The 6,812-nt window shown below is 55.5% G+C and carries 5 protein-coding genes; 1 reads left to right on the top strand and 4 read right to left on the bottom strand.

All coding sequences use genetic code 11. From position 1 onward, the window contains the following. Positions 1-103 precede the first annotated feature (103 nt). The 3 genes from BMZ01_RS10105 to pcrA form a co-directional block, all read right to left on the bottom strand. Positions 104-898 carry a siderophore-interacting protein gene (locus BMZ01_RS10105; protein ID WP_092287019.1) on the bottom strand — a complete coding sequence of 265 codons (795 nt, stop codon included), beginning with the start codon at positions 896-898 and terminating at the stop codon, positions 104-106. A gap of 73 nt (positions 899-971) precedes the next feature. After that, complete coding sequence (locus BMZ01_RS10100; RefSeq protein WP_177180155.1) at positions 972-1,628, bottom strand: TetR/AcrR family transcriptional regulator; 657 nt, start codon at positions 1,626-1,628, stop codon at positions 972-974. Positions 1,629-2,122: 494 nt separating this feature from the next. Then, the gene (gene pcrA, locus BMZ01_RS10095) at positions 2,123-4,684 is read right to left on the bottom strand and encodes a DNA helicase PcrA (protein ID WP_092287015.1); all 2,562 of its coding nucleotides are present in this window, start codon (positions 4,682-4,684) and stop codon (positions 2,123-2,125) included. A 122-nt stretch (positions 4,685-4,806) separates the two neighbouring features. On the opposite strand from pcrA, the gene BMZ01_RS10090 reads away from it, so the two are divergent. Beyond that, on the top strand, positions 4,807-5,115 hold the full coding sequence (locus BMZ01_RS10090) for a chorismate mutase (protein WP_092287013.1): 309 nt from the start codon (positions 4,807-4,809) through the stop codon (positions 5,113-5,115). 66 nt (positions 5,116-5,181) lie between these two features. On the opposite strand, the gene BMZ01_RS10085 is transcribed toward BMZ01_RS10090, so the two are convergent. Next, on the bottom strand, positions 5,182-6,657 hold the full coding sequence (locus BMZ01_RS10085; protein ID WP_092287011.1) for an NAD-dependent succinate-semialdehyde dehydrogenase: 1,476 nt from the start codon (positions 6,655-6,657) through the stop codon (positions 5,182-5,184). Positions 6,658-6,812 lie beyond the last annotated feature (155 nt).

Raw genomic sequence — 6,812 nt, 5'->3', positions numbered from 1 at the left:
CGGATATAAGCCCCGGAACCTAATAAAACCCGGATTTACATACCCTGACCAGCTACAACGCCGAAATTTGAGCACACATTTTGCTACTTAACCCGGGTGTGGGTTAGTGGCCTTCTTCTCCCATCTTCCAATACGCCATCGAACCGGCATGCTTGATCGGATGAGGATGATTCTCAAACATCCACTGATCAAATGCCTCTTCCTCTGATTTCTCAGCGATTAAGCCCACAAACGTCGCTTCATCATCATTGAGCTCAAACCCATGCATCGTCTCGATCAGGTCTGGGTCGCCCTCGTCTTGAACCAACCACGTCAGATTCAAGCCCTCACACTCAGGCACCGGCACCTTCGACGACGCGCTCGGGATCTTCACAAACACATCCTTCGGCGCCACCGACGGAGTTCTTTCCAGCCACCTACTCACCCCAGTAAAACCAATCTCATCGACCAAAATCTTGTAGCGGTCATATTCCTCAGAGATCTCAACCCCACCATGCGGACCAATCATCCGCATCTGCGTACCAACCGGAATATTTTTCACCCACTCCGTCTTAAAACCCTCATCATGCAAAATGAAATCCAAATCAATTTCGCCCAACTCTGGCCGGAAACGACGGATCGTAATATGCCGATGCAAACGCGAGCCTTCACGGGGATACGTCCAGCCACCTTCACCATCAGGTTCAGGTAGCACTTCCCCACCAGCATCCGGAGCATCAAAGAACAACACCACATGCTCCTCAAACCCCTGGCTCTTATGCGCCTTGCAATCATCGCCTTGCAAAGTCACACGCATAACAGTCTCAGAAACACGCTCCTTATTCGTGATCGTCAGAATCCACAGCTCACCATCAACATCAAGATCCTCAACAGGAGCAATATCGCTATAAGCGGTCATACAAATTTTTCCTTTCTTAGGTGATAATCGGGCATCGGGTCGGGAAATATCGGAATGTGGAATGCGGAATGGTCTATTCGCCGGGAGCGACTTCTGGTGTGGAATCGTCTTGTTGCAGGGGCGGCACGAAACCTTCCGGCAATCCGCGATGAAGCTCTTCGAATATGCGAGTCTCTTCGAAAGCGGGGTCAGAGCAAGCCAATAACCCGTCGATGCATGGCGACATCATGATCGCAAGCATCTGGTCGATAGTGATGCGATAACCGCCAACCCGATAGACGAAATCTGTTCTCCCCACAGCGCTGTACATTCGACGGATGTAGACGTATAGCCCATGGGCGATGTTCTCTACTGAGGCGGCCAAATCATCTGCAACCCCAATTGAGTAGCCATAACGCATCAAAGTGTCCAGCACCTTTTGATATGACAGGCGGCGTTCTCGTGAGTCTGCATGAAACATGCTTGCTTCAACGAACCCCGGGTGTTCCAGACAGAACTCCAGGTAGCAGCGGCACAGTCGGAAGAGGTATTCCCGAACATTGCCGGGATCCTCCGGCAAAGTCAGATCAGCAAATTCCTGGGCCACAACCAGAGCTTCTAGCTTTTCCTTGCTCCTGACTCGCTTGTAGATAGCTGCCGGGGTCACCCGCAGCCGTCTACTTACCTCTTTGATTGTTAGCCCCTCTAGCCCGATCTCTCGAGCAACCTCGAGGACCTTTTCAAGGGTCACGATTCTGGTGCCATAGGGTTTTAATACGCTGCCATTGACGCACTGCGACACATCAACGGAAGTGGATTGGTTCTCTGAAGCGGTTAGGTCCAGAGCGCAATGCTCGTTACTCTGATCGCGGTGTTGAGGCCCCATTGCTACCGCCACGCAGCACGGAGAACAGCAGTGATGGGCAACTTATCTTCAATCTTTGATCGGGTTAAGGTCCCTCCAGCTGTCAGGTACCCCCCACATACTTCGGGCATCATCAGCGCTGACTGGGCCGAGCAGCAGGGATACATTAATTGATTCCTTCATCCTGGCTAGCTAATCAAGACATGACTGACGCTAGGGGAAGGCCACCCTAACCTCAAGTGGTAATGGGGAATAACAGGGGTTATGGAAAACCAGAAAGAAGCCCGAAAATAGTCTAAGTGCTGCGGTTTTATACCCAGAAAAATAAAAGGAAAGGTGCGCACCACTCAACGGTTGCGCACCTTTGTTCTCGCTTTTGCTTAGAGCTTTTCCAGGGGAAGCCCGCCAATGAGCATCATGCGAACCCGTCCTGAAGAGCCAAAGTCGATCATGACGGTGGCGTGCTTGCCAACGCCATCAGCTTCCACCACCGTGCCGAGCCCATACTTGGCATGGTTGACGCGATCACCGACCACCAAGTGAAGATCAGAGGCGCTATTGCTCATAGAGCTGCTCGCCGGCTTGCGTTTCGGTGTGGCGGGTTGGGAGGAGCGACTAGCGCTATAACCACCGCTATAACCGCCGGTGTAGCCACTGCCATAGCTGGTATTCCGCTTGGCAGCCCCCCAACTGCTACCCCAACCATTCGAGTAATCCTCATCGGCATAGCCGAAGCTTTCAGGTTCTTCGCGTAACCAGTCGACACAATCCTCGGGAATTTCGGTGAGGAAGCGACTCGGTGGGTTGGGCTGCGGGTTACCCCAGGCGCTGCGGATCACGGCCCTACTGAGATAGAGCTTTTCGCGAGCACGGGTGATCCCCACATAAGCAAGGCGACGTTCCTCAGCAAGCTCGGTGGGGTCACCAAGTGAGCGCACATGCGGGAATTGGCCGTCTTCCCAGCCGGTGAGGAAAACGATCGGGAACTCCAGCCCCTTGGCTGTATGCAGGGTCATTAAGGTGACCACACCTTGGTCTTCATCCGGGATCTGGTCAGCATCAGCCACCAGGGAGACCTTTTCTAAGAAGGCCGCCAAGCTTCCCGGCGCGGGTTCGCCTTCTTCGGGTTCGAAGGTACCGCCATCCATTTCGGCGTAGGCGATTTGGCGGGCAGCTTCGGAGGAGAACTCGCGGGCTACGGCAACAAGTTCGTTGACGTTATCAAGGCGCGCGGCGTCTTGTGGGTCATTGGATTTTTCCAGTTCGGCGCGGTATCCGGTGACATCCAACACCCGGGTGATGAGTTGGCCAAGGTCTGGCATGGAGGTGACCTCATTGACCATGCTGGGCATCTCTGCGCGCAGGCTGTCCATCATCTCTACGAAACGCGCAACGGCATTGCGCCCACGTGCACCCAGCATGGGGACCTTATCGGCGGCGGCATCGCGCAGTGCAGCGCCGAAGCTGACCGCATTGTTTTCGGCATGCACGGCGATGAAGGCTTGGCCGCGATCACCGATACCGCGGCGTGGGGTGTTGATGATGCGCCTTAAGTTGACGGTGTCATCGGGGTTTTCCAATACCCGCAGGTAAGCGATAATGTCGCGGATTTCTTTGCGCTCATAGAAGCGGGTTCCGCCCACCACCTTGTAGGGGATGCCGGTGCGCATGAAGATATCTTCCAGTGCGCGGGAGGCATTGTTGGTGCGGTACATGACCGCGATATCCGCGTAGGGGCGGCCTTGGTCGACAAGCTCATCAATTTTATTGGCGATAAAGCGAGCCTCATCGTGCTCATTGTCGGCAACATAGGCTTCGATCAGGTCGCCATCGCCCAGTGCGGTCCAGAGCTTCTTGTCCCGGCGGTTAGGGTTGCAGGAAATGACTGCGTTCGCAGCATTCAAGATGGTTTGGGTGGAGCGGTAGTTTTGCTCCAACAAAATGGTGCGGGCATCCGGATAGTCGCGCTCGAATTCTTCGATATTGCGGATGGTGGCACCACGGAAGGCATAAATCGACTGGTCAGAATCACCCACTACGCAGAGTTCACTGGCGTCGGGTCCATGCCCGACTAGTGCTGCTACCAGTTCATATTGTGCGTGGTTGGTGTCCTGGTATTCATCGACCAGTACATGGCGGAAACGGCGTCGATAATGCTCTACCACGTCCGGGTGGTTGCGGAAGATGACTACGACTTCGCCAATGAGGTCATCGAAGTCCACCGCGTTGGCGGCGCGTAGGCGGCGTTGGTAGTCAACAAAAACTTGGGCGATGGTGGCTTCGAAGGGGTTCTTCGTGTTTTCGGCATCAGCGATGGCCTGGTGCGGGCTGATTAATTCATTTTTAAGGTTCGAGATCGCGTTGGCTAGGACGCGGGCGGAAAAGCGTTTGGCGTCTAAGTTGTGGTCCTTGGCGATCATGCCCAGTAGACGCCGGGAGTCATCGGCGTCATAGATGGAGAAGTTGGTATTAAGCCCCTGCACGAGGTGTGCTTGTTGGCGCAGGATGCGTACGCACACGGAGTGGAAAGTGGCGACCCACATGCGTTGGGCAACGGGGCCAACTAATTCCGTGACGCGTTCGCGCATCTCCGCGGCTGCTTTGTTGGTGAAGGTAATAGCCAGGATCTGCCAGGGCGCTACCCCACGCACACCCATGAGGTATGCGATTCGGCGAGTAAGCACAGCTGTTTTACCGGAGCCAGCACCGGCGACGATTAATAGCGGTGAACCGTGATGCTCGACGGCTTCGCGCTGTTGAGGGTTAAGGCCTTCAATAAAGCGCTCTGGATTAGCGCTGGGGGCCGGAGGGGTGAGTCCACTAAAACCCCCGTTGCGCGGGGCCTGCGTGGGGATAGTTTCCTTGCTCGGCGCTTTGCTAAAAGGTGAGGAGTTATTCTCTGGGGTCTGGTTAAAAAGAGAGTTTTGCTTAGCTTCATCCATAGTGTCTCCACGCTACCCTGCCGCTTGGGTCAGGCAGCTGGCAGCAATTCGAACAAGCCGCTGGGGAGGGCTGAAGATTACCCCCTATTCCCCGGTCGGAAGTTGGTGGCATAATTCCAGCTATGAGTGATGATGCAGGCAATATCTTCGAGTTCCGGATGCCCAGCGGAACTGATGATCCTCTCTCTGACCAAGAAATCCAGCGTTATCGCCAAGAGATCGACCGACTGGATAAGGTCATTTTGGATGCTGTGAAGCAGCGTGCTGCCATCTCTAAGGCAATTGGGCGTACCCGCATGGGTTCTGGCGGCACCCGTTTGGTGCATACCCGGGAGGTAGCAATTATTAACCAGTTCCGCGAAGAAATTGGTGAGGAAGGCCCGAACCTAGCGGCCTTGTTATTGCGGATGGGCCGTGGCAAGTTGGGTTAAAAGCGCATATAAAAGCCGTCCCCCTGGCGTTAGGGGGACGGCTTAAGCCTTTAAGTGGGGGCGATTTTAGAGCGGCAGGGAGATGAACTTGGGCTCGAGGTATTCTTCGATACCTTCGAAGCCACCTTCACGACCATTACCGGATTCCTTCACACCACCGAAGGGTGCAGCGGGGTCAGAAAGCGCACCCTTGTTGACCGCAACCATGCCGGCTTCGATCTTCTCGGCCAGGTTCAGTGCGCGGGTGAGGTTCTCGCTAAAGACGTAGGCAGCCAAACCGAAGGGGGTGTTATTGGCCTTGGCGATGGCTTCTTCATCAGTATCGAAGGTGTCCACGGCAACCACGGGGCCGAAGATTTCGGTAGAGCGGATCTCAGCACCTTCGGGCAGATCAGACAGCACGGTGGCCGGATAGTAGTAGCCGCCCTCGGGTAGGCCTTCAGGAAGATCGGTGGGGGTGCTGCGCTTAGCGCCTTCCTTAACCGCGTCTTCGACCAGCTGGCCGACCTTTTCGATCTGGTCTTCACCAGAAAGCGGGCCGAAGTCCACACCATCATCAGTGCCGCGACCAATGGTGAAACGACTCATCACTTCGGTGACGCGCTCAACGAATTCTTCCTTGATACTGGAGTGCACCAGGAAGCGGTTAGCAGCGATACAAACCTGGCCGGCACCGCGCATCTTGGCGGTAACGACAGCTTCCACGGCGGTATCGAGATCGGCATCATCGCAGACCACATAGGGGGCGTTGCCGCCGAGTTCGAGGGAAACATTCATGGAGCGCTCTGCAGCCATCTTGGAGAGCATCTGGCCTACCTCGGTGGAACCGGTGAAGGTGAGCTTGCGCAGTCGCGAATCCTGCAAAAGGTTGGAGATATTAGAGCTGCGCTTGGAGGGCACCACTGCGATCACACCATCTGGAAGGCCAGCTTCCTTCAAGAGCTTCGCCAGATAGAGCATGGTCAGCGGGGTTTTGGAGGCGGGCTTGAGGATCATGGTGCAGCCAGCGGCAAGGGCGGGGCCAAGCTTGCGGGTGCCCATGGCGAGCGGGAAGTTCCAGGGGGTAATAGCTAAGCAGGGGCCAACCGGCTGGTGGGTGACAACGATGCGGGCATTACCTGCCGGGTTGTGACGATAATCGCCGCGTACACGCACACCTTCTTCAGCGAACCAGCGGAAGAACTCAGCACCATAGGCAACTTCACCACGAGAATCCGGCAGTGCGCGGCCTAGCTCAGCGGATTGGAGGAGCGCGAGCTCATCTTCATGCTCGAGGAGTAATTCGAAGGCGCGGCGCAGGATTTCAGAGCGTTCCCGAGAAGAGCGAGCAGCCCATGCTCCTTGGGCTTCGCAGATGCTATCGAGGGCCCGGCGCGCATCATTTTCAGAGGCGGAGGCAACCTTGGCGAGCACGCTGCCATCAGAGGGGTTGATGACATCGAAGGTTTCGCCATTTTCGCCATCAACGAACTCGCCGTTGATGAAAAGCCCCTTCGGGGCGTTATCTATAAGGTCTGATAAGTCTTTTGTGGTTGAAGTCATATGGCTATTTGTACTCGCTTCTGGCCCACCCTGTCATTATCACTTACCCCCACCAACCCTTAAGCAGATGAATGGCCCCAACCTGAAGGTCGGGGCCCACCCCACGCTGTTTCGGGGGTATGCGCATAAGCGCTTTGGGTGCTTAAGCGTGGTTT

This window comes from Corynebacterium spheniscorum (genome assembly GCF_900113445.1).
In the GTDB taxonomy this organism is placed as follows: domain Bacteria; phylum Actinomycetota; class Actinomycetes; order Mycobacteriales; family Mycobacteriaceae; genus Corynebacterium; species Corynebacterium spheniscorum.
The sequence above is the reverse complement of the archived record's forward strand: the minus strand, read 5'-3'. Positions and strand labels throughout refer to the sequence as shown.